Origin of the sequence: Pedobacter sp. FW305-3-2-15-E-R2A2 (assembly GCF_038446955.1) — a bacterium.
In the GTDB taxonomy this organism is placed as follows: Bacteria; Bacteroidota; Bacteroidia; order Sphingobacteriales; family Sphingobacteriaceae; genus Pedobacter.
On record NZ_CP151803.1, the window covers coordinates 6,448,487 to 6,467,951 of the forward strand.

Here is a 19,465-nt window from a genome sequence, read left to right on the forward strand (position 1 = left end):
AAATGTGACAGGATGACAGAATTTTACTTAAACTTGTTTATCCAGGCCCAGAATTCGTTCCAAATGATGGTAGCCGATTCCGAAATAAGCCTTCGATTCTGCAATCTTCTGCTTGATCTCTGCTCTTTTTTCTTCCTGCACTTTGCCGGCCTGTCCCGGGCTGGAGGTTTTAATACCTACGACCAATACATTTTTAGGGGTATGGGCATCAGAAATGAATTCAAAGACCTTGGTTTTATAGCCACAGTACTCCAGGATCAAAGCCCTGATTCCGTCTGTCACCATTTCCGCCTGACGCTCCATGAAAATTCCGTATTTGGTTAAAAAGGCAAGTTCGTTTTTCGCTTTGTTTTTCTCCATCTCTCTCCTGATCTGCTTATGGCAGCAAGGTGCCACCACGATCAATCCGGCATTTGCCATGATCCCTTTGTAGATCGCGTCGTCAGTAGCCGTATCGCAGGCGTGAAGCGCAATCAGCAGGTCGATCGACTCCACAGCATAGCTTTCGATCGTTCCTGGTACAAAGCTAAGTTTGTCAAAACCCGAACTTCCGGCAATCCCATTACATAAAGTCACCAGGTCTTCCCGGTACTCCACTCCAGTCACTTTAGTATCCAGTTTTAATACATTGTGCAAATAGTCATACAATGCAAAAGTCAGGTATCCCTTACCCGAACCCATATCGACCACATTGTTAATATTATTGGCCGGAAGTTCTTTAATTAAGGAACTCAGGATCTCTACATATTGGTTAATCTGACGGTATTTATCCTGCGCATTTTTGAATACATTCCCTTCTGCGTCACTGATCTTCAACTCCTGCAAATAAGTCTTTCCCGTAGGATGAATGATGCGTTTCTTTTCTTTATTATGAGTCAGTGTGGGTTGAACAGCCGTTTTCACCACATGCTCCCTTACAGAGATCAGTTGCTTTTTACCATGTTCAAGAATCACTTCTTTTGCTGTCGTAAAAAGGGTGCAGACTTTGAAATCATTACTGATGAAATTAGCGATCAGATGAATGCCTTCCGGAATTGGAAGGTTCTTGATAATGTCTCTCGTTTTATGACGGTAAGTAAAAGAAAGCATATCTGTTCTTTTGATCTTTACCCTGCGGACATAAACATTCTTTAGTTCCTTTTCATTTCCCTGATAATTACCAAGAGAAACTTTCAGAAATGTATTGGATGAAATACTTTCAGCGATCTGCTGTTGAAACTGCTGTAGATGGAGTTGGTTGGACATGAAATTGGATTACGCTGCAAAGATAACCTTTTGAAAAGGAAAGAAGAATAACGTTATTTTTAAAATACTAATAATTTTAGTAATTTAGTAAGATGGAAGATTTATATTTAGTAGCAATCCTTCCGCCAGCCGGACTAAAGGAAAGGATCGAGGAGATCAGGAAAGAAATTTCTTTGGAGCATGGGGTGTACAGTGCGCTGAAACCGCCGGTACACATTACGCTTGCGGCCCCCTTTAAATTGAAAGCAGCGATGGAACAACAGCTCATCCAAAAGCTAAAATCAGCTTGCCACTTTGATCCTTTTGTCCAAAAGCTGGAAGACTTTAATGGTTTCCCGGAACATACTGTTTTTATTAAAGCCTTAAAGAATCCAGGAATTTCCACACTCTATAAAAGTCTGAAAGCAGCTTTGAAACCTTATGTCGAAGGTTCCAAAAATCCATTTACTCCACACCTCACGATCGCTTACAGAGATGCGAAAGAAGCCTATCCACAAATCATGGAGCAATATCAGAACAGAAGGTTCAGGGAAGAATTTTTAGCAGATCATTTCACCTTACTAAAACACGATGGAAAACGTTGGAACATCCATAGTGAGTACCATCCGGTTCCAAGCGTTACGCAATTGAAAATGTTCTGATAAACAAAAAACCCTGTCCGAATCGAACAGGGTTTCCTTATGTTGATGAGGGAATAAATTATTCGCCTTTATCTTCAGATTTTGCTTCAGCTGCAGGTGCTGCTTCTTCAGTAGCCGGAGCTTCTTCTGCAACAACTTCAGCTTTCTCAGCTTTAGGAGCATCAGCTTTTTTAGCTTTGGTTCTACCACGACGTGTAGTTTTCTTCTCAGCAGATTCAGCTTCTTTACCGTAAACTTCATTGTAATCAACCAATTCAATTAAAGCCATCTCCGCGTTATCACCAAGACGATTGTTTAATTTAATGATCCTTGTGTAACCACCCGGACGGTTAGCAATTTTAGCTGCAACATCACGGAACAATTCAGTAACAGTTTCTTTATCTTGTAAGTAACCGAAAACGATACGACGTGAGTGAGTAGTATCAGTTTTAGATTTAGTCAAAAGAGGCTCAACATACATACGTAAAGCTTTTGCTTTAGCTAAAGTAGTTGAAATTCTTTTGTGTTTAATTAACGATGAAGCCATGTTAGCCAACATCGCCTTACGATGTGAATCTGTTCTTCCTAAGTGGTTTACTTTTTTACCGTGTCTCATTTTTGATTTTATTCAGTGTATACCGTCTCTTTGATGTTTATCTGAGGGAATTATACACTATTAACAATATTGTTATTTAATGTTTGGCTGGTTACTCTTCGTCTAATTTAAATTTCGATAAGTTCATACCGAAAGATAAGCTTTTAGATTTCACCAATTCCTGAATCTCTGTCAGTGATTTTTTACCGAAGTTTCTGAATTTTAACATATCAGCAACATCGTAAGAAACCAGGTCAGCTAAAGTACGGATATCGGCTGCTTTTAAGCAGTTTAATGCACGTACAGAAAGATCTAAATCAACCAATTCAGTTTTAAGGATCTTACGCATATGCAAGATTTCCTCGTCTACTTCTTTAGTTTCTTCTTTAGCTTGAGATTCCAATACTAAATTCTCATCAGAGAACAACATAAAGTGCTGGATTAAGATCTTCGCAGCTTCTTTTAGTGCTTCTTCAGGATGGATTGAACCATCTGTAGAGATATCTAATATTAATTTTTCATAATCTGTCTTTTGTTCAACACGATAATTTTCAATCGAGTATTTTACATTTTTCATTGGTGTAAAGATCGAATCGATTGCGATCACGCCAACTACAGCATCATTAATTTTATTTTCTTCAGCTGGAACATAACCGCGTCCTTTATTGATAGTTAATTCTACCTCTAAAGTCACTGTTTTTTCCATGTTACAAATAACGAAATCAGGGTTAAGAACCTCGAAGTTGTTAGAGAATTTTGTAATATCTCCAGCAGTAAACTGATCTTGACCGTTTACTAAAATGAAAACTTTTTCAGAATCACCAGAATCACCAACTTTTTTAAAACGTACTTGTTTTAAGTTAAGGATGATTTCCGTCAAATCTTCTACAACACCTTTCATTGTAGAAAACTCGTGAGATACGCCAGAAAAACGAATACTTGTAATGGCATAACCTTCTAATGAAGAAAGTAAAATTCTTCTTAGGGCGTTACCAATTGTTACACCGAAACCGGGCTCTAAAGGACGAAATTCAAATATACCATCGAAATCTGTTGATTTCTGCATGATTACCTTATCGGGTTTCTGAAATGCTAAAATTGCCATTTATAATGTTTTTAGATCGTTATTAAAATTATGTAATGAAATAAAGTGAATTGCCCAGAAGGCAATTCACTAAATATATTACTTAGAGTATAACTCTACTATAAGGTTCTCTTTGATATTTTCTGGGATCTCATCACGGTTAGGATAAGTTAAGAACTTACCTGTCAATTCACTTGCATTCCAGTCTAACCAATTGAATTTATTGATTACTCTGCCTGCTACTGAATTTGTAATCGCTTCTAAAGTCTTAGACTTTTCGCGAACTGCAACAACATCACCAGCTTTTAATTGATATGAAGGGATATTTACTACTTCACCGTTAACTGTTACGTGTTTATGGCTAACTAACTGACGGGCAGCTGAACGTGTTGTAGCAATACCTAATCTGTATACTGTGTTATCTAAACGAGCTTCTAATAATTGCAGTAAGTTGTCACCAGTGATACCTTCACGTGAAGATGCTTTTGTGAACAAATTACGGAACTGACGTTCTAATACACCATAAGTATATTTAACTTTCTGTTTTTCCATTAACTGTACTGCGTACTCGGATTGTTTTCCTCTTCTTTTGGAAGCACCGTGCTGTCCAGGAGGATAATTTTTTCTATCTAAAACCTTATCAGGGCCGAAAATTGGCTCTCTGAATTTACGGGCTATTTTGGACTTTGGTCCTGTATATCTTGCCATTGCTTTTTGTTTTAAAGTATCATACAGCCTTAAACTGCAGACTCTTAGCTTTAAAAGTTAATTATTAAACTCTTCTCTTCTTAGGAGGACGACATCCGTTGTGCGGAAGCGGGGTGATATCTTTGATAGAGGTTACTTCGATACCTGAGATTTGCAATGTTCTAATTGCAGACTCACGACCTGAACCTGGACCTTTAACAAAAACTTCTACTTTACGCAGACCTAAATCAAATGCTACTTTACCGCAATCTGATGCAGCCTGACCTGCTGCATAAGGAGTGTTCTTTTTAGAACCCTTGAATCCCATTTTACCTGCAGAAGACCATGAAATAGTTTGACCGTTGTTATTTGTTAAAGTAACAATGATATTGTTAAAAGTAGCATTGATGTGCGCCTGACCAACAGGCTCAATAACAACAATACGCTTTTTGGTAACTTTTTTACTCTTAGCCATAATTCTTATTCAGTACTAATTTTATTTAGTAGCTTTTTTCTTGTTAGCAACTGTTTTTCTCTTGCCTTTACGTGTACGAGAGTTGTTTTTAGTACGTTGTCCACGTACCGGCAAACCTTTTCTGTGACGTAATCCACGGTAACAACCGATATCCATTAAACGTTTAATGTTCAACTGAACTTCTGAACGTAAAGCACCTTCTACTTTTACGCCGTCGTTGATGATGGTACGGATCGCTGATAACTCATCATCAGACCAGTCCTGTACTTTCTTGTTAAAATCGATACCTGCTTCCGTTAAAATACGTTGAGCAGTTGATCTTCCTACTCCGAAGATGTAAGTAAGACCAATTTCGCCTCTTTTGTTTCTTGGTAAATCAATACCTGATATCCTTGCCATATTTGTACTAATGTTTGATTAACTGAATGAACGAGATTGAGTATCTTGTACATTCAATCTACATCAAATTCAATAATTTCTTAACCTTGACGTTGCTTGTATTTTGGATTTTTCTTGTTAATCACGAAAAGTTTACCTTTACGACGAATAATCTTGCAATCAGCGCTACGTTTTTTAATTGATGACCTAACTTTCATTTTATTTATATCTATAAGTAATCCTGCCCTTTGATAAATCGTAAGGCGACATCTCTAATTTGACTTTGTCTCCAGGAAGAATCTTGATGTAGTGCATCCTCATCTTACCTGAAATATGAGCAATTATCTCATGACCATTCTCTAGTTCCACCCGGAACATGGCATTGGATAATGCTTCCCTTATTACACCGTCTTGCTCAATTGAGGCTTGTTTAGCCATATAATATTGATTTTTACTTAATTAGCTGTTACTAAACAGGGTTGCAAAATTAAATAAAAAAATTTAATTATTTACTTTTTTTTATTTAAAACTTCTTCAATTACTGAAAAGGTCGATAAAACGTCTGCATTACCCTTTTTAACTGCCACTGTATGCTCAAAATGAGCAGATGGCCTATTGTCCTTACTGGTTACTGTCCAGCCGTCAGACCAGAACTTTACACCAGCTGTACCTGCATTGATCATTGGCTCAATAGCGATCACCATTCCCTCCTCCAGTTTAATTCCACTCCCGCGTTTACCATAATTTGGCACCTCAGGTTTTTCATGTAACTGGACTCCGACTCCGTGACCCACTAATTCTTTCACCACACCAAATCCATTCGCCTCCGCATGCGCCTGTACAGCATAGCCTACGTCTCCGATCCTTGAACCTACAACGGCCTTCTCAATCGCAAGCCTTAAGCATTCTTTTGTCACGTCAACCAGTTTCTGTTTCTCCGCAGATATCTCTCCAATGGAGAACGTATATGCGGAGTCACCGAAGAACTTGTTTAGAATGACCCCACAGTCTACAGAGATTAAATCCCCGTCCTGTATCACATACTCACCAGGAAAGCCATGAACAACCTGCTCATTAGGCGAAATACACAGTGAATACGGGAAGCCGTTATAGTTTAAAAAAGCAGGGATTGCTCCGTGGTCTTTAATAAACGTTTCAGCCAGGTCATTCAGTTTTTTTGTCGTGATGCCCGGACCAATTACTTTAGCTACTTCAGCTAAGGTTTTAGATACGAGTAAAGAACTCTCTCTGATTAACTCGATCTCCTCCGGAGATTTGTAATAGATCTTAGACATGCAATATATTAGATCACCGCATTGCTACCACTTGCTGCAGCAGGAATTCCTGTGCGGCCGGTAACCCTGCCTGTTTTCATTAAACCATCATAATGACGCATTAACAAATAACTTTCGATTTGTTGCAAAGTATCCAATACTACACCTACCAGGATCAATAAGGAAGTTCCACCATAGAAATGGGCAAACTCCGACTTGATACCGAATTTAACCGCTATAGAAGGAAGGATCGCAATGATGGCCAGGAAGACAGCACCTGGGAAGGTGATCTTCGAAATTACATCATCTATGAAGCTTGAGGTAGCAAGACCCGGTTTGATACCAGGAATGAAACCACCATTCTTCTTCATGTCGTCCGACATCTGAGTAGGGTTAACAGTAATTGCAGTATAAAAGAATGTAAATGCAATGATTAAAAAGCCAAATGTTAAGCTATACGCTAATGAAGTATAGTCACTGAACTGAACCAACCAGGTATTTTGCAGGGAAGGAAAGAACTGAGGAATAAACCCTGGAATAAACATCAATGCCTGAGCAAAGATGATCGGCATTACACCGGCAGCATTCACCTTTAAAGGGATGTACTGTCTTACTCCACCAAACTGTCTGTTACCAACAATCCTTTTCGCATATTGAACAGGTACTTTACGTACACCCTGAACAATCATGATGGTAAACATCACTACTGCAAATAAGGCAACAATTTCCACGACAAGGGCTATTAAGCCTGCGCCAACAAATCTTGAAGTAATCTCCTGGTATAAAGCGATTGGCAATCTGGCGATAATACCAACCATGATGATCAGTGAAATACCATTTCCAATACCTTTATCGGTGATTTTCTCACCTAACCACATCACAAACAATGTTCCTGCTGCCAACACGAATGTTGCCATTACATAGAACAAAGCATGATCAATAACGATTGCTTCTGCTGGAACCTGTGTTTTAACGTAACCTACAGCCTGAACAGCTGTGATGGCTACCGTCAGGTAACGCGTAATTTGATTTAGTTTCTTCCTGCCACTTTCACCCTCCTTTTGCATTTTCTGGAAGGAAGGAACAGCAATACCTAATAGCTGAACTACAATTGAGGCAGAAATATAAGGCATAACACCCAAGGCAAGGATAGATACCCGTGAAAACGAACCTCCGGCAAACATATCCAAGAGACCCAAAAGTCCAGACTTCTCATTATTGCCTAAAAGAGTTGCATCAACACCTGGAAGAACCACATGAGATACAAACCTATAAACCAAAAGAATCATGAGCGTAAATACAATACGCTCTTTCAATTCTTGAATTTTCCAAATATTACTTAAAGTAGTAAACAGCTTCTTCATTAATTACAATTTTTCGATTGAGCCTCCAACAGCCTCAATAGCTTTTTGTGCGGTTGCAGAAAAAGCATGTGCTTTAACTTCTAACTTAGTTTTAACTTCACCACGACCAAGAATTTTAACAAGGTCATTTTTATGAGCTAAACCGTGATCCTGCAATGTAGCAAAATCAATTGTAGTTAAGCTAAATTTCTCTGCTAATCCTTGTAATACGTCTAAGTTAACGCTTACATATTCAACGCGGTTAATAGGTTTGAAACCTACCTTAGGTACACGACGTTGCAATGGCATTTGTCCACCCTCAAAACCGATTTTAGTTTTGTGACCTGAACGTGATCCAGCACCTTTGTGTCCACGTGTAGATGTTCCACCGCGTCCGGAACCGGTACCACGACCAATTCTCTTGTTGTTTTTTGTTGAACCTGCTGCAGGTTTAAGATTACTTAAGTTCATTTTTTGAAACTTGTGCTGCCCTTCGCTTTCACTAATCAGGGCAACGGTTAAACATATTTAAAGGTTGCAAATGTAATTATATAAACCACATTTACAACCTTTAAAAATTTATATACTCTCTATAGCAACTAAGTGATTCACTTTTCTCACCATTCCGATGATGGCAGCGTTAGCTTCCACTTCAACACTTTGGTTCATTTTAGTTAAACCTAATGCTTTCATCGTTCTTTTTTGGCGTTCGCTTCTATCGATAATGCTTTTTACCTGGGTTATTTTGATCTTAGCCATAATATTATCCGTTAAAAACTTTATTTAAATCGACACCACGTTGCTGAGCGACAGTATAAGCATCGCGCATTTTAGTTAAAGCATCAACAGTTGCTTTTACCACGTTGTGAGGATTTGATGAACCTTTAGACTTTGCAAGTACGTTATGTACTCCTGCACTCTCTAATACCGCACGCATTGCACCACCAGCAATAACACCTGTACCTACCGCTGCTGGTTTGATTAATACAAAACCACCAGAGAATTTACCGATTTGCTCATGAGGAACAGTACCGTTTAACAGAGGAACTTTTACCAAGTTCTTTTTAGCATCATCGATACCTTTAGCGATTGCTTCAGTTACCTCTTTTGCTTTACCTAAACCGTAACCTACGATTCCGTTTTCATCTCCAACAACCACGATGGCTGAGAAGCTGAAAGTACGTCCACCTTTAGTTACTTTGGCAACACGTTGTATGCTAACTAAACGATCTTTTAATTCGATCTCGCTAGTCTTAACTCTTTTTATATTGATAGTTGACATTCTTATCCTATTTTCAGATTAAAATACTAAACCAGCTTCGCGAGCACCTTCTGCCAACGATTTAACACGTCCATGGTACAAATAGCCATTTCTATCGAAAACTACTTCTTTAACACCAGCTGCAAGTGCTTTTTCAGCTACTAACTTACCCACTGCTACTGATTGTTCAGATTTGTTTCCAGTTCCAGAAAAGTCTTTTGATAAAGACGAAGCTGATACAATTGTATTACCGGTTACGTCGTTAATGATTTGAGCATAAATTCCTTTATTGCTTCTATATACCGATAGACGTGGACGGCTTTCAGAACCTGTTAATCTTTTTCTGATTCCTTTTTTTATACGATCTCTACGAGATAATTTTTTTCCTGCCATTTTGATTATTTTTTAGAAGCTGATTTACCTGCTTTTCTTCTTAACACTTCACCTACAAACTTGATACCTTTACCTTTATATGGCTCAGGAGTACGTAACGAGCGGATTTTCGCTGCTACTTGTCCGATCAATTGTTTGTCAATACTTTCTAAAATGATTTTAGGAGTCTGACCTTTTTCAGATGTTGTTGTTACTTTAATTTCTTCCGGCAATTGGAATACATAGTGGTGAGAATAACCCAGAACTAAGTCTAATGTGTTTCCTGTGTTTGTAGCACGGTAACCAACACCTACTAATTCCTGAGAAATTTTGTATCCTTCTGTTACACCAATAACCATATTGTTTAACAATGAACGGTATAAACCGTGCAATGCTTTGTGTCTTTTCTGCTCTGAGGGACGGGTTACAGTTAATACTCCGTCTTCCTGACTTACAGTGATATCAGAATCAACTGCTTGAGTCAATTCTCCTTTAGGTCCTTTTACAGTTACTAAGTTATCTTTAGCTACGGTAATCGTTACACCTGCGGGTACATTAATTGGGGCTTTTCCTATTCTTGACATTTTGCTATCCTCCTTTAATTAATAAACGTGACACAAAACCTCGCCACCAATGTTCAGTTTGGCTGCTTCTTTATCTGTCATCACACCTTTAGATGTAGACAAGATGGCGATACCTAAACCGTTTAATACTCTTGGCATATTTTCTACGCCGGCATATTGCCTTAAACCTGGTTTGCTGATACGGGTCAATGTACGGATTGCAGGGATCTTAGTGATCGCATTGTATTTCAAAGCGATTTTGATCGTTCCTTGAGCCGTAGTGTCCTCAAACTTGTAATTAGCAATGTAACCTTTGTCAAAAAGAACTTTAGTGATTTCTTTTTTAAGGTTTGATGCAGGAATTTCTACAATTCTGTGATTTGCCTTGATGGCATTTCTTACTCTTGTAAGATAATCTGCTATTGGATCTGTATTCATTTTTATATAATTGTGACGGTGGTTTCCTTCCTATCCTATTCGGGACGACCTTCCATCGGTTAATATTCGTTGTTCTCTGCCTTGGGAAAATCCCTTAGCATAAAGAAAGCTGTTTTACCAGCTTGCTTTTCTTACTCCAGGGATTTTACCTGCTAAAGCCATATCACGGAACAATACCCTTGATATACCGAAAGTACGCATGTAACCACGAGGACGTCCAGTTAATTTACAACGGTTGTGTAAACGTACTGCAGATGAGTTTTTTGGTAACTTATCTAATCCTTCATAATCACCAGCAGCTTTAAGTTCTGCACGTTTATCAGCATATTTAGCCACCAATTTTTGGCGCTTAATTTCGCGAGCTTTTACACCTTCTTTTGCCATTATGAATTTGTGTTATTTTGGTTTTTAAATGGTAATCCAAATTGTTTTAATAATTCCAATGCTTCAACATCAGTAGTAGCGCTGGTTACAAACGTAATATCCATACCTAAAATCTTGCTGATTTTGTCGATGTTGATCTCTGGGAAGATGATTTGTTCAGTAACTCCTAATGTGTAGTTACCTTTTCCATCAAATCCTTTATCATTGATACCTTTGAAATCACGGATACGAGGTAAAGCTACGGAAATTAAACGATCTAAAAACTCATACATGTTGTTATCGCGCAAAGTTACACGTACACCAACCGGCATACCTTTACGTAATTTAAAGTTTGAGATATCTTTTTTAGATTTCGCTCCAACTGCTTGTTGACCTGCGATTGTAGTCATCTCTAAAATAGAGCTGTCCATAATCTTTTTGTCAGTTACAGAGAAACGACCAACACCCTGGTTGATTGAGATTTTCTCTAACTTAGGAACCTGCATAACGCTTTTGTAATTGAACTTATCTTTAAGTGCAGTTACAATTTCCTCTTTATATTTACTTTTTAATCTTGGTACGTAAGTCATTATTTGATCTCCTCTCCTGATTTTTTACTAACCCTAACTAATTTCCCATCAGCATTAAGCTTTCTGCCAACGCGAGTAGTTGCACCTGTTTTAGGATCAACTAATGCTACGTTAGAAATATGAAGAGCAGCCTCTTTTTTAATGATACCTCCGTTTGGAGTAGCAGCATTAGGTTTTGTATGTTTTGATACAAGGTTAACACCTTCTACAAGGATTCTGCTTTTTGTAATTAATACAGAAAGTACTGTTCCTTGTTGGCCTTTTGAATCGCCAGCGATTACCTTAACTAAATCTCCTTTACGGATTTTTATCTTTGGTGTAGTTACTTTATTTTTCATTTTATAATACCTCCGGTGCTAATGATACAATTTTCATGAATTGTTTTTCACGCAGTTCTCTTGCTACCGGGCCGAAAATACGTGTACCACGCGGCTCATCTTGTGCATTTAATAATACTGCTGCATTGTCGTCGAAACGAATGTAAGAACCATCTTTACGTCTGATTTCTTTTCTTGTTCTTACAACCACTGCTTTAGAAACGGTTCCTTTTTTGATGTTACCAGAAGGCAATGCACTTTTAACGGTAACAACGATTTTGTCACCAATAGAAGCATATCTTTTTCCAGTACCACCAAGTACACGGATAACCAATACTTCTTTTGCGCCGCTATTGTCGGCTACGTTTAATCTTGATTCCTGTTGTACCATGTTATTTAGCCCTTTCTAAAATTTCAACTAATCTCCAGTTCTTGTTTTTACTCAGCGGACGAGTCTCCATGATCAGTACTGTATCACCAATACCGCAATCGTTTTTCTCGTCATGAGCCATAAATTTGGTAGTTTTCTTAACAAACTTACCATAGATCGGGTGTTTCACTTTACGTTCTACCGCTACAACAACAGACTTATCCATTTTGTTGCTTACTACCAACCCGGTTCTTGTTTTTCTTAATTGTCTTTCCATTTCGACTCTAAAGTTATTTAGTTTCAGTAGCAGACTGAGCTTTACGCTTAGTCACTTCAGTGTTTAATCGGGCAATATCCCTTCTTACCTTTTTGATACGGGTAGGATTCTCTATAGCCGAAATTGTATGTGCAAATCTTAACTTTACTAAGTTTTCAGTTTCTTCTGCAATCCTGGCTACTAGTTCTTCTTGTGAAAGCCCTGTGATTTCTGAGTTCTTCATTTTATTAATTTTTATGCCTTGGGTCTAGCGGTTATAATAACAAGTTACTTACAACATTCAACCCAAGAGCTTTTTTTATGCTTCTACGTAATCTCTACGTACTACAAATTTTGTTTGGATCGGCAATTTTTGGGCCGCTAATCTCATTGCTTCTTTAGCAACTTCTAAAGGAACACCTTCGGCTTCAAAAATAATACGTCCGGGTCTAACAACGGCAACCCAGTATTCTGGAGCACCCTTACCTTTACCCATACGTACCTCAGCTGGTTTCTTAGTTACCGGTTTGTCCGGGAATATTCTAATCCACACCTGGCCTTCACGTTTCATGAAACGAGTTACCGCAATACGGGCTGCCTCTATCTGACGACTTGTGATCCAAGTCGACTCTAAAGACTTGATCCCGAAGGATCCGAATGATAATTCAGCACCACGAGTTGCTAAACCTTTCATTCTGCCTTTTTGCATCTTTCTGAACTTCGTTCTTTTTGGCTGTAACATCTTATTCTAATATTATCGTTAAACGATCTGTTAACTAATTATTTACGAGGACCTCTGTTAGGAGTATTTCCGCCTCTATTATCTCTTCCTGCACCAGGACCGCCTTGACCTGGACCTCTTCCGCCACGACCTTTATTGTCGTTTCTTCTGTCGCCACCGCCACGGTTATCTCTGTCTCTTCCACCACCGAAAGCACCTTCTGGTCTGCCACCTTTACCTGGAGCATTGCTCACTGCACCGATGTTAGGAGAAAGATCACGTTTACCGTAAACTTCACCTTTACAGATCCATACTTTAACACCTATTTTACCATAAGTAGTTAAAGCTTCTGCTAAAGCATAGTCAATGTCAGCACGGAAAGTATGCAAAGGAATTCTTCCTTCTTTATACTGTTCGCTACGAGCCATCTCAGCACCACCTAAACGACCAGAGGTCATAATTTTGATACCTTCAGCACCCATACGCATTGTTGATGCGATAGTAGATTTCATTGCTCTACGGAATGAGATCCTTGCTTCTAATTGTTTTGCAACACCTTCTGCAACTAATTGTGCATCAAGCTCAGGACGTTTGATCTCAAAAATGTTGATTTGAATTTCCTTTTTAGTCAATTTCTTCAACTCTTCTTTGATCTTATCCACCTCAGCTCCTGCTTTACCGATCACAATACCCGGACGAGCTGTGTGGATAGTTACCGTGATACGTTTTAACGTACGCTCGATTACCACTTTAGCTACACCGCCTTTTGCGATACGTGCAGAAAGGTATTTTCTTATTTTTTCGTCCTCAACTAATTTATCAGCATAGTTGTTGCCACCGAACCAGTTAGAATCCCAACCTTTGATGATCCCTAACCTGTTTCCTATTGGATGTGCTTTTTGTCCCATTTCTGTTAATTAGTTTGAGTTTCAACGTTTTTACTATCTACTACCAAAGTTACATGGTTTGAACGCTTACGAATTCTGTAACCACGTCCTTGAGGTGCTGGTCTAAGTCTTTTTAATTGACGACCACCGCCTACCATTATCGTTTTCACGTATAACTGGTTTTCTTCAGGGCGAGAACCTTCATTTTTAGTTTCCCAGTTTTTGATCGCTGACAATAATAGTTTCTCCACTCTTATTGCTGCATCTTTATTGGTAAACTTTAAAATATGTAAAGCTTTCTCAACACGCTCACCTCTGATAAGATCTACAACCAAACGCATTTTACGTGGTGAGGTTGGACAATTGTTTAATTTCGCTACTGCTTCCATCTCTTAATTATTTTTTCTTTTCAGAGTGACCCCTAAATGTTCTGGTTGGAGCAAACTCTCCCAGCTTGTGACCAACCATGTTTTCTGTTACGTATACCGGTATAAATTTATTACCGTTATGCACTGCAAATGTATGACCCACAAAATCTGGTGAAATCATTGATCTGCGAGACCAAGTTTTAATTACAGACCTTTTGCCTGAATCATTCATAGATACTACTTTCTTCTCTACGTTATGGTCAATATAAGGTCCTTTTTTTATCGAACGAGCCATTATTTCTTCCTTTTCTCTATGATGAAACGATTTGAGTATTTTTTAAGTGAACGGGTTTTGAAGCCTTTAGCATACATACCGTTTCTTGAGCGAGGCTGACCTCCCGATGAGCGACCCTCACCACCACCCATTGGGTGATCGACTGGGTTCATCGCTACCGGACGTGTTCTAGGACGACGTCCTAACCAACGTTTACGACCTGCTTTACCTAATACTTCATTTGCATGATCCGAGTTAGAAACTGCACCGATAGTTGCTAAACAGGTAACTAAGATAGATCTTACTTCACCTGATGGCATTTTAACAGTTGCATACTTTCCGTCACGTGCTGCCAATTGAGCATAAGCACCAGCACTACGTGCCATTTGTGCGCCACGTCCTGGTTGGATTTCAATGTTATGTACAATTGAACCCAATGGAATGTTAGCTAATTTCAATGTATTTCCTACTTCTGGAGTAGCTGTATCACCCGAAACTACTGTTTGTCCTACTTGCAATCCTTCCGGTGCAATAATGTAACGCTTCTCACCATCTACGTAATGCAAAAGTGCAATACGAGCTGTACGGTTTGGATCGTACTCAACAGTAGCTACTGTTGCAGGAATATCAAACTTATCACGTTTAAAGTCAATTAAACGGTAAGATTTTTTGTGACCACCACCCATGTAGCGCATAGTCATCTTTCCTGTATTGTTACGTCCTCCCGATTTTTTAGAAGATACAACCAATGATTTTTCGGGCTTGGTTGCTGTAATCTCCGTAAAGCTGGCACCTACTCTAAAGCGGGTTCCCGGAGTGACTGGTTTAAATTTTCTTAAGCCCATAGTTATAAATTATTCAATTCTTATTAAATATTCGCGTAATAATCAATTGTCTCGCCTGCTGCCAGTGTAACAATCGCTTTCTTGTATTTTGGGCTACGACCCGTAACTAAACCACCTTTAGTGTTTCTGGACTTCATTTTACCATTAACAATCATGGTATTGATTGCTAAGATGTTAACGTTGTACATTTTCTCTATGGCTTGCTTAATCTGCAATTTATTTGCTTTGTGTTCTACTCTAAAAGTAAAGCGGTTAGACTTTTCTGTTAATGCAGAAGCTTTTTCTGTTAATATTGGTTTCCTTAAAAATTCCATATTACTTGGCAAATGCCTCCTCCAATGTTTTAAGAGAATCAGCCGTTAACAAAAGCTTGCCACAGTTTAATACATCATAGGTATTCAACTGATCTGCAGTAATCACTTTCGCTTTCTGGATGTTTCTGCTTGATAAATAGATATTGTTATTTTGTGAAGGTAAAACCAACAATGTCTTTTCGCCAGCTAAATTTAAAGCGCTAACTAAATTGATGTAGTTTTTAGTTTTGATTGAATCAAAAGCAAAGTCTTCTAAAACAACAACGTTGTTATCCTGAGCTTTGTAAGTCAATGCTGATCTACGAGCCAGTTGCTTTAATTTTTTATTCAATTTGAAACTATAATCACGTGGCTGAGGACCAAACACGCGACCACCACCATTGAACAATGGAGATTTAATACTTCCGGCACGAGCACCACCAGTACCTTTTTGTTTGTATAGTTTACGGGTTGAACCAGCAATTTCGTTACGTTGTTTAGACTTGTGAGTACCTTGACGTTGATTAGCCAAATACTGTTTTACATCTAAATAGATTGCGTGGTCAACAGGCGTAATGCCAAATACTGACTCAGGAAGTTGCACCTTGGCACCTGTCTCTTTTCCTGAAATGTTTAATACTTTAACTTCCATCTGCTTACTTATCTAAGATTACGTAAGAACCCTTAGCTCCTGGAATGGAACCACTAACTACAACAAGGTTTTGATCAGCATAAACTTTCAAAACTTGTAAGTTCTGAACTTTTACTCTGTCACCACCCATTCTACCCGCCATACGCATACCTTTAAATACACGTGCAGGATAAGATGCAGCACCTAATGAACCTGGCGCACGCATTCTGTTATGCTGTCCGTGAGTTTGTCCACCAACACCGGCGAAACCATGGCGTTTTACAACACCCTGGAAACCTTTACCTTTAGAAGTACCAACAACGTCCACAAAATCGCCTTCATTGAAAATACTTACCGTTACCGTATCACCTAAGTTCAACGATTCTTCAAACGGCTCAAATTCAACCAATTTACGTTTTGGGGTAGTGTTTGCTTTCGCAAAGTGGCCTTTAAGAGGCATGGTAGTGTTCTTTTCTTTGGCTTCATCGAAACCTAACTGAACTGAAACGTAACCGTCTTTCTCTTCGGTCTTTACCTGTGTTACTACACAAGGCCCAGCTTCGATCACCGTACATGGAATGTTTCTTCCATCGGCGTCGAAAATGCTGGTCATTCCTACTTTTTTTCCAATAATACCTGACATTTTCTTTTTTTAAATTAACACCCATCGAAGCAGTAGGGCTTCGTTCAAGGTGGATACAATTCCCGTTAAGGGAGGGCAAAAATACGAAAGAAATCTTAATTTTCAAATAGTTAGCTAATTATTTTTTCAAATAAGCCCTATTTTTTTTCGCGAAGGGGAATCCGTTGAGATAAGTAACTTTTTAACCAACTAACTTGTCACTCAGGCTGTACAAGATAATTGATAAAACGAACAAACCGATCAAAACGTATAAATAATCACGCTCAATCAGGAAACTAAATATAGAAAAAACGACCCTTGCCACAGGGGTAAAAATCAGCAACAACGTCCCAAACTGAATGATCGCTTTGGCATCCAGGTCTTTCAGTCCGATCAGAATTGCATGAATAGAAGAGAAGCCGGATTTATTCGGGTTAAAATTACGGTAATCGATCAGCATGGCATGATCAGAAAACAGGTAAAGCAGCCCTCCTATCAGCACCACAGACATCGAAGCGATCACGCCTACCCGCAGTAGAGTACCAAGGATGACCTGAATATCACGGTCTGCAAAGAAATTTTTCTTCTCTGAACTCATAATTTACCTGATAAACCGTTATAAATCATTTGCAATGCGAGGAAGGTCACCACTACTGCAAACACCACTTTCAACTTATCTGTCTTGGTTCTCACCAGGATCTTTGAGCCTAATGTCGCCCCGCAAAGCACCCCAATCGTTACCGGCATGGCAATCCCCGGATCAATTTGTCCGCGGTGAAGGTATACGATTGCGCTTGCAGCAGCCGTCACTCCCATCATGAAATTACTCGTTGTGGTGGATACTTTAAAAGGAATCCGCATGATGTTATCCATCGCAATCACCTTTAATGCACCAGAACCTATTCCCAGCAAACCCGAAATGATCCCCGCAAAAAACATCATCACAAATCCGCCAAGCACCCGGTGAACCGCATATTTCTTCATTCCTCCCTCTGTCGGATACGTCCCGTTCAGTTTTAAAAAAACCGCCAGTTTTCCGGAAGTATCATTATCTGAGCGATCTACCTTCTTCACTACCATCATTGCGGCAGAGAATAAGAGGATCAAACCAAAGATCACTGCAATATAGCTCGGGTCCAGATAGACGGTCACCACGGCGCCGATAATGGCACTGATCGTTGTGGCCATTTCCAGAAACATTCCGATCCTGATATTGGTAATCCCCTCTTTCACATAAGCCGCGGCAGATCCGGAAGAGGTGGCAATCACAGATACGATAGAAGCGCCGATGGCATAATGAATGTCGACACCAAGGACCAATGTCAGCAGTGGAATGATCACTACCCCACCCCCTAAACCAGTCAGAGAACCGACCAATCCAGCTAAAAAAGCTCCTGCTAAAACTATAATTGTAAATAGTAATACCGACATTGCTGCAAATATACTATCTACAGCCAGAACACAATAAAATTAGAATATGAATGTTAAATTAAATACCATGCCGCCATCATGAGTCTTCAAACACCACAAAATCCATTCAATTACCTTTAAAAACAGAAACATCCTATTAAAAAAACAGCAATTATGAAAAAACTGATATTCGCAATTATAGCCGTTCTCCTCTTAAATTTAAATGCACAATCACAAATTCCAGCAGACAGTGCGAAAGCTGCCCCTGGTCTTCGGGGCCAATACGAGTTTATGCTGTCGAAGTCTAAAACCATTAATGGTTACAAGCTCATTAATCCGGGCAGGCTTGCCGGACTGTGGAAAAGTGTAGCGGATTCACTCAATACCAACCGCAAACAACTTGGCGCTGTAAAACTGAAACTTGCAGAACAAGAAAAAACAATTGCGACATTAAAGGGACAAATTTCCGGAACAGAAAGCTCTTTAGCAACTTCTAATGCCAAATTAAATGAGATCAGCTTTCTTGGGATCTCTTTTACCAAAAGCAATTATAACGTGATCGTATGGAGCCTGATCCTGGTATTAGCAGCCGCCTTAGCGATTGTCATCCTGAGATCAGCTAAACATATTCATGAAGCAAAATACAGAAGCTCCTTGTATGAAGAAATTTCACAAGAGTACCAGAGTTATAAAACGAAGGCCAATGACAAAGAGAAGAAACTGGCAAGGGAACTGCAGGACGAGCGCAACAAACTTGATGAATTAAAAAACAGGGGCAGACAATAATTCCCTGATACGAAAAAAGCCTTCCTGAAAACTCAGGAAGGCTTTTTTTGTTAACCGTCTATATAGTTAAACTTTGATTTCAACTTCAACACCGCTAGGTAATTCAAGTTTCATTAAAGCGTCAACTGTTTTAGAGTTAGAGCTGTAAATGTCTAACAAACGTTTGTAAGCACATAATTGAAACTGCTCACGTGCTTTTTTGTTCACGTGTGGTGAACGTAAAACAGTGAAGATTTTCTTTTCTGTAGGCAATGGAATTGGTCCACTCACTACTGCACCCGTAGGTTTAACAGTCTTAACGATTTTCTCAGCAGATTTATCTACCAAGTTGTAATCGTAAGATTTTAATTTGATTCTGATTCTTTGGCTCATCTTATTTATGTATTAAGGCTGCCGG

General features: G+C 39.0%; 35 protein-coding genes. 2 read left to right on the forward strand and 33 right to left on the reverse strand.

Annotated features, from left to right (window positions below):
- Window positions 1–27: 27 nt before the first annotated feature.
- A complete protein-coding gene (locus AAFF35_RS26055; RefSeq protein ID WP_342329439.1) occupies window positions 28–1,245 on the reverse strand; it encodes an SAM-dependent methyltransferase in 1,218 nt (405 codons plus the stop codon).
- A 92-nt stretch (window positions 1,246–1,337) separates the two neighbouring features.
- Between AAFF35_RS26055 and AAFF35_RS26060 the strand changes: the two genes are divergently transcribed.
- Window positions 1,338–1,886, forward strand: coding sequence for a 2'-5' RNA ligase family protein (locus AAFF35_RS26060; protein ID WP_342329440.1), 549 nt, complete (start codon window positions 1,338–1,340; stop codon window positions 1,884–1,886).
- Window positions 1,887–1,944: 58 nt separating this feature from the next.
- Here AAFF35_RS26060 and rplQ read toward each other — a convergent pair whose 3' ends face one another.
- The 31 genes from rplQ to AAFF35_RS26215 all read right to left on the reverse strand — a co-directional run bounded on the left by rplQ (window position 1,945) and on the right by AAFF35_RS26215 (window position 18,303).
- Window positions 1,945–2,481, reverse strand: coding sequence for a 50S ribosomal protein L17 (gene rplQ, locus AAFF35_RS26065; protein WP_342329441.1), 537 nt, complete (start codon window positions 2,479–2,481; stop codon window positions 1,945–1,947).
- A gap of 91 nt (window positions 2,482–2,572) precedes the next feature.
- Window positions 2,573–3,565, reverse strand: a complete 993-nt coding sequence (locus tag AAFF35_RS26070; protein WP_062550419.1) for a DNA-directed RNA polymerase subunit alpha — start codon at window positions 3,563–3,565, stop codon at window positions 2,573–2,575.
- 78 nt (window positions 3,566–3,643) lie between these two features.
- Entirely contained in the window at window positions 3,644–4,252 is a 609-nt protein-coding gene (gene rpsD / locus AAFF35_RS26075) for a 30S ribosomal protein S4 (RefSeq protein ID WP_069379645.1), read from the reverse strand.
- Between the two features lie 64 nt (window positions 4,253–4,316).
- Entirely contained in the window at window positions 4,317–4,706 is a 390-nt protein-coding gene (gene rpsK / locus AAFF35_RS26080; protein ID WP_041878538.1) for a 30S ribosomal protein S11, read from the reverse strand.
- Between the two features lie 21 nt (window positions 4,707–4,727).
- A complete protein-coding gene (gene rpsM / locus AAFF35_RS26085) occupies window positions 4,728–5,105 on the reverse strand; it encodes a 30S ribosomal protein S13 (RefSeq protein WP_062550421.1) in 378 nt (125 codons plus the stop codon).
- 80 nt (window positions 5,106–5,185) lie between these two features.
- Complete coding sequence (gene rpmJ / locus AAFF35_RS26090) at window positions 5,186–5,302, reverse strand: 50S ribosomal protein L36 (RefSeq protein ID WP_073232286.1); 117 nt, start codon at window positions 5,300–5,302, stop codon at window positions 5,186–5,188.
- A gap of 1 nt (window position 5,303) precedes the next feature.
- A complete protein-coding gene (infA, locus tag AAFF35_RS26095; protein ID WP_008244555.1) occupies window positions 5,304–5,522 on the reverse strand; it encodes a translation initiation factor IF-1 in 219 nt (72 codons plus the stop codon).
- 71 nt (window positions 5,523–5,593) lie between these two features.
- A complete protein-coding gene (gene map / locus AAFF35_RS26100; RefSeq protein WP_074612114.1) occupies window positions 5,594–6,379 on the reverse strand; it encodes a type I methionyl aminopeptidase in 786 nt (261 codons plus the stop codon).
- Between the two features lie 8 nt (window positions 6,380–6,387).
- Window positions 6,388–7,722 (reverse strand): preprotein translocase subunit SecY, encoded by a 1,335-nt coding sequence (gene secY, locus AAFF35_RS26105; protein WP_074612113.1) that lies wholly within the window; start codon window positions 7,720–7,722, stop codon window positions 6,388–6,390.
- Between the two features lie 3 nt (window positions 7,723–7,725).
- Window positions 7,726–8,172: a 50S ribosomal protein L15 gene (gene rplO / locus AAFF35_RS26110; protein ID WP_073232283.1), complete on the reverse strand. Its 447-nt coding sequence runs from the start codon at window positions 8,170–8,172 to the stop codon at window positions 7,726–7,728.
- Window positions 8,173–8,280: 108 nt separating this feature from the next.
- Window positions 8,281–8,460, reverse strand: a complete 180-nt coding sequence (gene rpmD, locus AAFF35_RS26115) for a 50S ribosomal protein L30 (protein WP_062550424.1) — start codon at window positions 8,458–8,460, stop codon at window positions 8,281–8,283.
- 4 nt (window positions 8,461–8,464) lie between these two features.
- Complete coding sequence (rpsE, locus tag AAFF35_RS26120) at window positions 8,465–8,968, reverse strand: 30S ribosomal protein S5 (RefSeq protein ID WP_225872703.1); 504 nt, start codon at window positions 8,966–8,968, stop codon at window positions 8,465–8,467.
- 33 nt (window positions 8,969–9,001) lie between these two features.
- Window positions 9,002–9,355, reverse strand: coding sequence for a 50S ribosomal protein L18 (gene rplR, locus AAFF35_RS26125; RefSeq protein WP_073232282.1), 354 nt, complete (start codon window positions 9,353–9,355; stop codon window positions 9,002–9,004).
- Window positions 9,356–9,360: 5 nt separating this feature from the next.
- Complete coding sequence (rplF, locus tag AAFF35_RS26130; protein WP_342329442.1) at window positions 9,361–9,918, reverse strand: 50S ribosomal protein L6; 558 nt, start codon at window positions 9,916–9,918, stop codon at window positions 9,361–9,363.
- A gap of 18 nt (window positions 9,919–9,936) precedes the next feature.
- On the reverse strand, window positions 9,937–10,335 hold the full coding sequence (gene rpsH, locus AAFF35_RS26135) for a 30S ribosomal protein S8 (protein WP_069379639.1): 399 nt from the start codon (window positions 10,333–10,335) through the stop codon (window positions 9,937–9,939).
- Between the two features lie 114 nt (window positions 10,336–10,449).
- Complete coding sequence (gene rpsN / locus AAFF35_RS26140; RefSeq protein ID WP_055130472.1) at window positions 10,450–10,719, reverse strand: 30S ribosomal protein S14; 270 nt, start codon at window positions 10,717–10,719, stop codon at window positions 10,450–10,452.
- Window positions 10,719–11,288 (reverse strand): 50S ribosomal protein L5, encoded by a 570-nt coding sequence (rplE, locus tag AAFF35_RS26145; protein WP_073232280.1) that lies wholly within the window; start codon window positions 11,286–11,288, stop codon window positions 10,719–10,721. The genes rpsN and rplE overlap by 1 nt, the downstream gene beginning before the upstream one ends.
- Window positions 11,288–11,626, reverse strand: coding sequence for a 50S ribosomal protein L24 (gene rplX, locus AAFF35_RS26150; RefSeq protein WP_074612110.1), 339 nt, complete (start codon window positions 11,624–11,626; stop codon window positions 11,288–11,290). Before rplX ends, rplE begins: the two co-directional genes overlap by 1 nt.
- Window position 11,627: 1 nt before the next feature.
- Window positions 11,628–11,996: a 50S ribosomal protein L14 gene (gene rplN, locus AAFF35_RS26155; RefSeq protein WP_062550431.1), complete on the reverse strand. Its 369-nt coding sequence runs from the start codon at window positions 11,994–11,996 to the stop codon at window positions 11,628–11,630.
- A gap of 1 nt (window position 11,997) precedes the next feature.
- On the reverse strand, window positions 11,998–12,252 hold the full coding sequence (gene rpsQ, locus AAFF35_RS26160) for a 30S ribosomal protein S17 (protein WP_037442595.1): 255 nt from the start codon (window positions 12,250–12,252) through the stop codon (window positions 11,998–12,000).
- 13 nt (window positions 12,253–12,265) lie between these two features.
- On the reverse strand, window positions 12,266–12,475 hold the full coding sequence (gene rpmC, locus AAFF35_RS26165; RefSeq protein WP_069379636.1) for a 50S ribosomal protein L29: 210 nt from the start codon (window positions 12,473–12,475) through the stop codon (window positions 12,266–12,268).
- Between the two features lie 75 nt (window positions 12,476–12,550).
- Complete coding sequence (rplP, locus tag AAFF35_RS26170) at window positions 12,551–12,973, reverse strand: 50S ribosomal protein L16 (protein WP_048907441.1); 423 nt, start codon at window positions 12,971–12,973, stop codon at window positions 12,551–12,553.
- 38 nt (window positions 12,974–13,011) lie between these two features.
- Window positions 13,012–13,860, reverse strand: coding sequence for a 30S ribosomal protein S3 (gene rpsC / locus AAFF35_RS26175; protein WP_069379635.1), 849 nt, complete (start codon window positions 13,858–13,860; stop codon window positions 13,012–13,014).
- A 5-nt stretch (window positions 13,861–13,865) separates the two neighbouring features.
- Window positions 13,866–14,228: a 50S ribosomal protein L22 gene (rplV, locus tag AAFF35_RS26180; protein WP_055130479.1), complete on the reverse strand. Its 363-nt coding sequence runs from the start codon at window positions 14,226–14,228 to the stop codon at window positions 13,866–13,868.
- Window positions 14,229–14,235: 7 nt separating this feature from the next.
- A complete protein-coding gene (gene rpsS / locus AAFF35_RS26185; protein WP_069379634.1) occupies window positions 14,236–14,502 on the reverse strand; it encodes a 30S ribosomal protein S19 in 267 nt (88 codons plus the stop codon).
- The gene (rplB, locus tag AAFF35_RS26190; RefSeq protein WP_073232279.1) at window positions 14,502–15,326 is read right to left on the reverse strand and encodes a 50S ribosomal protein L2; all 825 of its coding nucleotides are present in this window, start codon (window positions 15,324–15,326) and stop codon (window positions 14,502–14,504) included. The genes rpsS and rplB overlap by 1 nt, the downstream gene beginning before the upstream one ends.
- 23 nt (window positions 15,327–15,349) lie before the next feature.
- Window positions 15,350–15,640 carry a 50S ribosomal protein L23 gene (gene rplW / locus AAFF35_RS26195; RefSeq protein ID WP_073232278.1) on the reverse strand — a complete coding sequence of 97 codons (291 nt, stop codon included), beginning with the start codon at window positions 15,638–15,640 and terminating at the stop codon, window positions 15,350–15,352.
- Between the two features lies 1 nt (window position 15,641).
- A complete protein-coding gene (rplD, locus tag AAFF35_RS26200; protein WP_073232277.1) occupies window positions 15,642–16,271 on the reverse strand; it encodes a 50S ribosomal protein L4 in 630 nt (209 codons plus the stop codon).
- 4 nt (window positions 16,272–16,275) lie between these two features.
- Window positions 16,276–16,893: a 50S ribosomal protein L3 gene (rplC, locus tag AAFF35_RS26205; protein ID WP_074612107.1), complete on the reverse strand. Its 618-nt coding sequence runs from the start codon at window positions 16,891–16,893 to the stop codon at window positions 16,276–16,278.
- 181 nt (window positions 16,894–17,074) lie between these two features.
- A complete protein-coding gene (locus AAFF35_RS26210; RefSeq protein WP_342329443.1) occupies window positions 17,075–17,470 on the reverse strand; it encodes a DUF1634 domain-containing protein in 396 nt (131 codons plus the stop codon).
- The gene (locus AAFF35_RS26215; RefSeq protein ID WP_342329444.1) at window positions 17,467–18,303 is read right to left on the reverse strand and encodes a sulfite exporter TauE/SafE family protein; all 837 of its coding nucleotides are present in this window, start codon (window positions 18,301–18,303) and stop codon (window positions 17,467–17,469) included. Before AAFF35_RS26215 ends, AAFF35_RS26210 begins: the two co-directional genes overlap by 4 nt.
- A gap of 153 nt (window positions 18,304–18,456) precedes the next feature.
- On the opposite strand from AAFF35_RS26215, the gene AAFF35_RS26220 reads away from it, so the two are divergent.
- Window positions 18,457–19,068: a hypothetical protein gene (locus AAFF35_RS26220; RefSeq protein ID WP_342329445.1), complete on the forward strand. Its 612-nt coding sequence runs from the start codon at window positions 18,457–18,459 to the stop codon at window positions 19,066–19,068.
- Between the two features lie 66 nt (window positions 19,069–19,134).
- Here the strand turns inward: AAFF35_RS26220 and rpsJ are convergent, their stop codons facing one another.
- Window positions 19,135–19,440 carry a 30S ribosomal protein S10 gene (gene rpsJ, locus AAFF35_RS26225; RefSeq protein ID WP_008244591.1) on the reverse strand — a complete coding sequence of 102 codons (306 nt, stop codon included), beginning with the start codon at window positions 19,438–19,440 and terminating at the stop codon, window positions 19,135–19,137.
- Window positions 19,441–19,465: the final 25 nt, after the last annotated feature.

Coding starts and splice junctions, on each gene's coding strand:
- rpmJ (WP_073232286.1), bottom strand. CDS start 5,302: ATGAAAGTTAGGTCATCAATTAAAAAACGTAGCGCTGATTGCAAGATT.
- rplC (WP_074612107.1), bottom strand. CDS start 16,893: ATGTCAGGTATTATTGGAAAAAAAGTAGGAATGACCAGCATTTTCGAC.
- AAFF35_RS26215 (WP_342329444.1), bottom strand. CDS start 18,303: ATGTCGGTATTACTATTTACAATTATAGTTTTAGCAGGAGCTTTTTTA.
- rpsN (WP_055130472.1), bottom strand. CDS start 10,719: ATGGCAAAAGAAGGTGTAAAAGCTCGCGAAATTAAGCGCCAAAAATTG.
- AAFF35_RS26210 (WP_342329443.1), bottom strand. CDS start 17,470: ATGAGTTCAGAGAAGAAAAATTTCTTTGCAGACCGTGATATTCAGGTC.
- rpsD (WP_069379645.1), bottom strand. CDS start 4,252: ATGGCAAGATATACAGGACCAAAGTCCAAAATAGCCCGTAAATTCAGA.
- rpsC (WP_069379635.1), bottom strand. CDS start 13,860: ATGGGACAAAAAGCACATCCAATAGGAAACAGGTTAGGGATCATCAAA.
- rplF (WP_342329442.1), bottom strand. CDS start 9,918: ATGTCAAGAATAGGAAAAGCCCCAATTAATGTACCCGCAGGTGTAACG.
- rpsK (WP_041878538.1), bottom strand. CDS start 4,706: ATGGCTAAGAGTAAAAAAGTTACCAAAAAGCGTATTGTTGTTATTGAG.
- rpsH (WP_069379639.1), bottom strand. CDS start 10,335: ATGAATACAGATCCAATAGCAGATTATCTTACAAGAGTAAGAAATGCC.
- rpmD (WP_062550424.1), bottom strand. CDS start 8,460: ATGGCTAAGATCAAAATAACCCAGGTAAAAAGCATTATCGATAGAAGC.
- rplV (WP_055130479.1), bottom strand. CDS start 14,228: ATGGAAGCAGTAGCGAAATTAAACAATTGTCCAACCTCACCACGTAAA.
- AAFF35_RS26055 (WP_342329439.1), bottom strand. CDS start 1,245: ATGTCCAACCAACTCCATCTACAGCAGTTTCAACAGCAGATCGCTGAA.
- rpsQ (WP_037442595.1), bottom strand. CDS start 12,252: ATGGAAAGACAATTAAGAAAAACAAGAACCGGGTTGGTAGTAAGCAAC.
- map (WP_074612114.1), bottom strand. CDS start 6,379: ATGTCTAAGATCTATTACAAATCTCCGGAGGAGATCGAGTTAATCAGA.
- AAFF35_RS26070 (WP_062550419.1), bottom strand. CDS start 3,565: ATGGCAATTTTAGCATTTCAGAAACCCGATAAGGTAATCATGCAGAAA.
- rpsM (WP_062550421.1), bottom strand. CDS start 5,105: ATGGCAAGGATATCAGGTATTGATTTACCAAGAAACAAAAGAGGCGAA.
- infA (WP_008244555.1), bottom strand. CDS start 5,522: ATGGCTAAACAAGCCTCAATTGAGCAAGACGGTGTAATAAGGGAAGCA.
- rplX (WP_074612110.1), bottom strand. CDS start 11,626: ATGAAAAATAAAGTAACTACACCAAAGATAAAAATCCGTAAAGGAGAT.
- AAFF35_RS26060 (WP_342329440.1), top strand. CDS start 1,338: ATGGAAGATTTATATTTAGTAGCAATCCTTCCGCCAGCCGGACTAAAG.
- rplN (WP_062550431.1), bottom strand. CDS start 11,996: ATGGTACAACAGGAATCAAGATTAAACGTAGCCGACAATAGCGGCGCA.
- rplQ (WP_342329441.1), bottom strand. CDS start 2,481: ATGAGACACGGTAAAAAAGTAAACCACTTAGGAAGAACAGATTCACAT.
- rplW (WP_073232278.1), bottom strand. CDS start 15,640: ATGGAATTTTTAAGGAAACCAATATTAACAGAAAAAGCTTCTGCATTA.
- AAFF35_RS26220 (WP_342329445.1), top strand. CDS start 18,457: ATGAAAAAACTGATATTCGCAATTATAGCCGTTCTCCTCTTAAATTTA.
- rpsS (WP_069379634.1), bottom strand. CDS start 14,502: ATGGCTCGTTCGATAAAAAAAGGACCTTATATTGACCATAACGTAGAG.
- rplO (WP_073232283.1), bottom strand. CDS start 8,172: ATGAACTTAAGTAATCTTAAACCTGCAGCAGGTTCAACAAAAAACAAC.
- rplE (WP_073232280.1), bottom strand. CDS start 11,288: ATGACTTACGTACCAAGATTAAAAAGTAAATATAAAGAGGAAATTGTA.
- rplD (WP_073232277.1), bottom strand. CDS start 16,271: ATGGAAGTTAAAGTATTAAACATTTCAGGAAAAGAGACAGGTGCCAAG.
- rplP (WP_048907441.1), bottom strand. CDS start 12,973: ATGTTACAGCCAAAAAGAACGAAGTTCAGAAAGATGCAAAAAGGCAGA.
- rpsJ (WP_008244591.1), bottom strand. CDS start 19,440: ATGAGCCAAAGAATCAGAATCAAATTAAAATCTTACGATTACAACTTG.
- rpmC (WP_069379636.1), bottom strand. CDS start 12,475: ATGAAGAACTCAGAAATCACAGGGCTTTCACAAGAAGAACTAGTAGCC.
- rplB (WP_073232279.1), bottom strand. CDS start 15,326: ATGGGCTTAAGAAAATTTAAACCAGTCACTCCGGGAACCCGCTTTAGA.
- secY (WP_074612113.1), bottom strand. CDS start 7,722: ATGAAGAAGCTGTTTACTACTTTAAGTAATATTTGGAAAATTCAAGAA.
- rplR (WP_073232282.1), bottom strand. CDS start 9,355: ATGGCAGGAAAAAAATTATCTCGTAGAGATCGTATAAAAAAAGGAATC.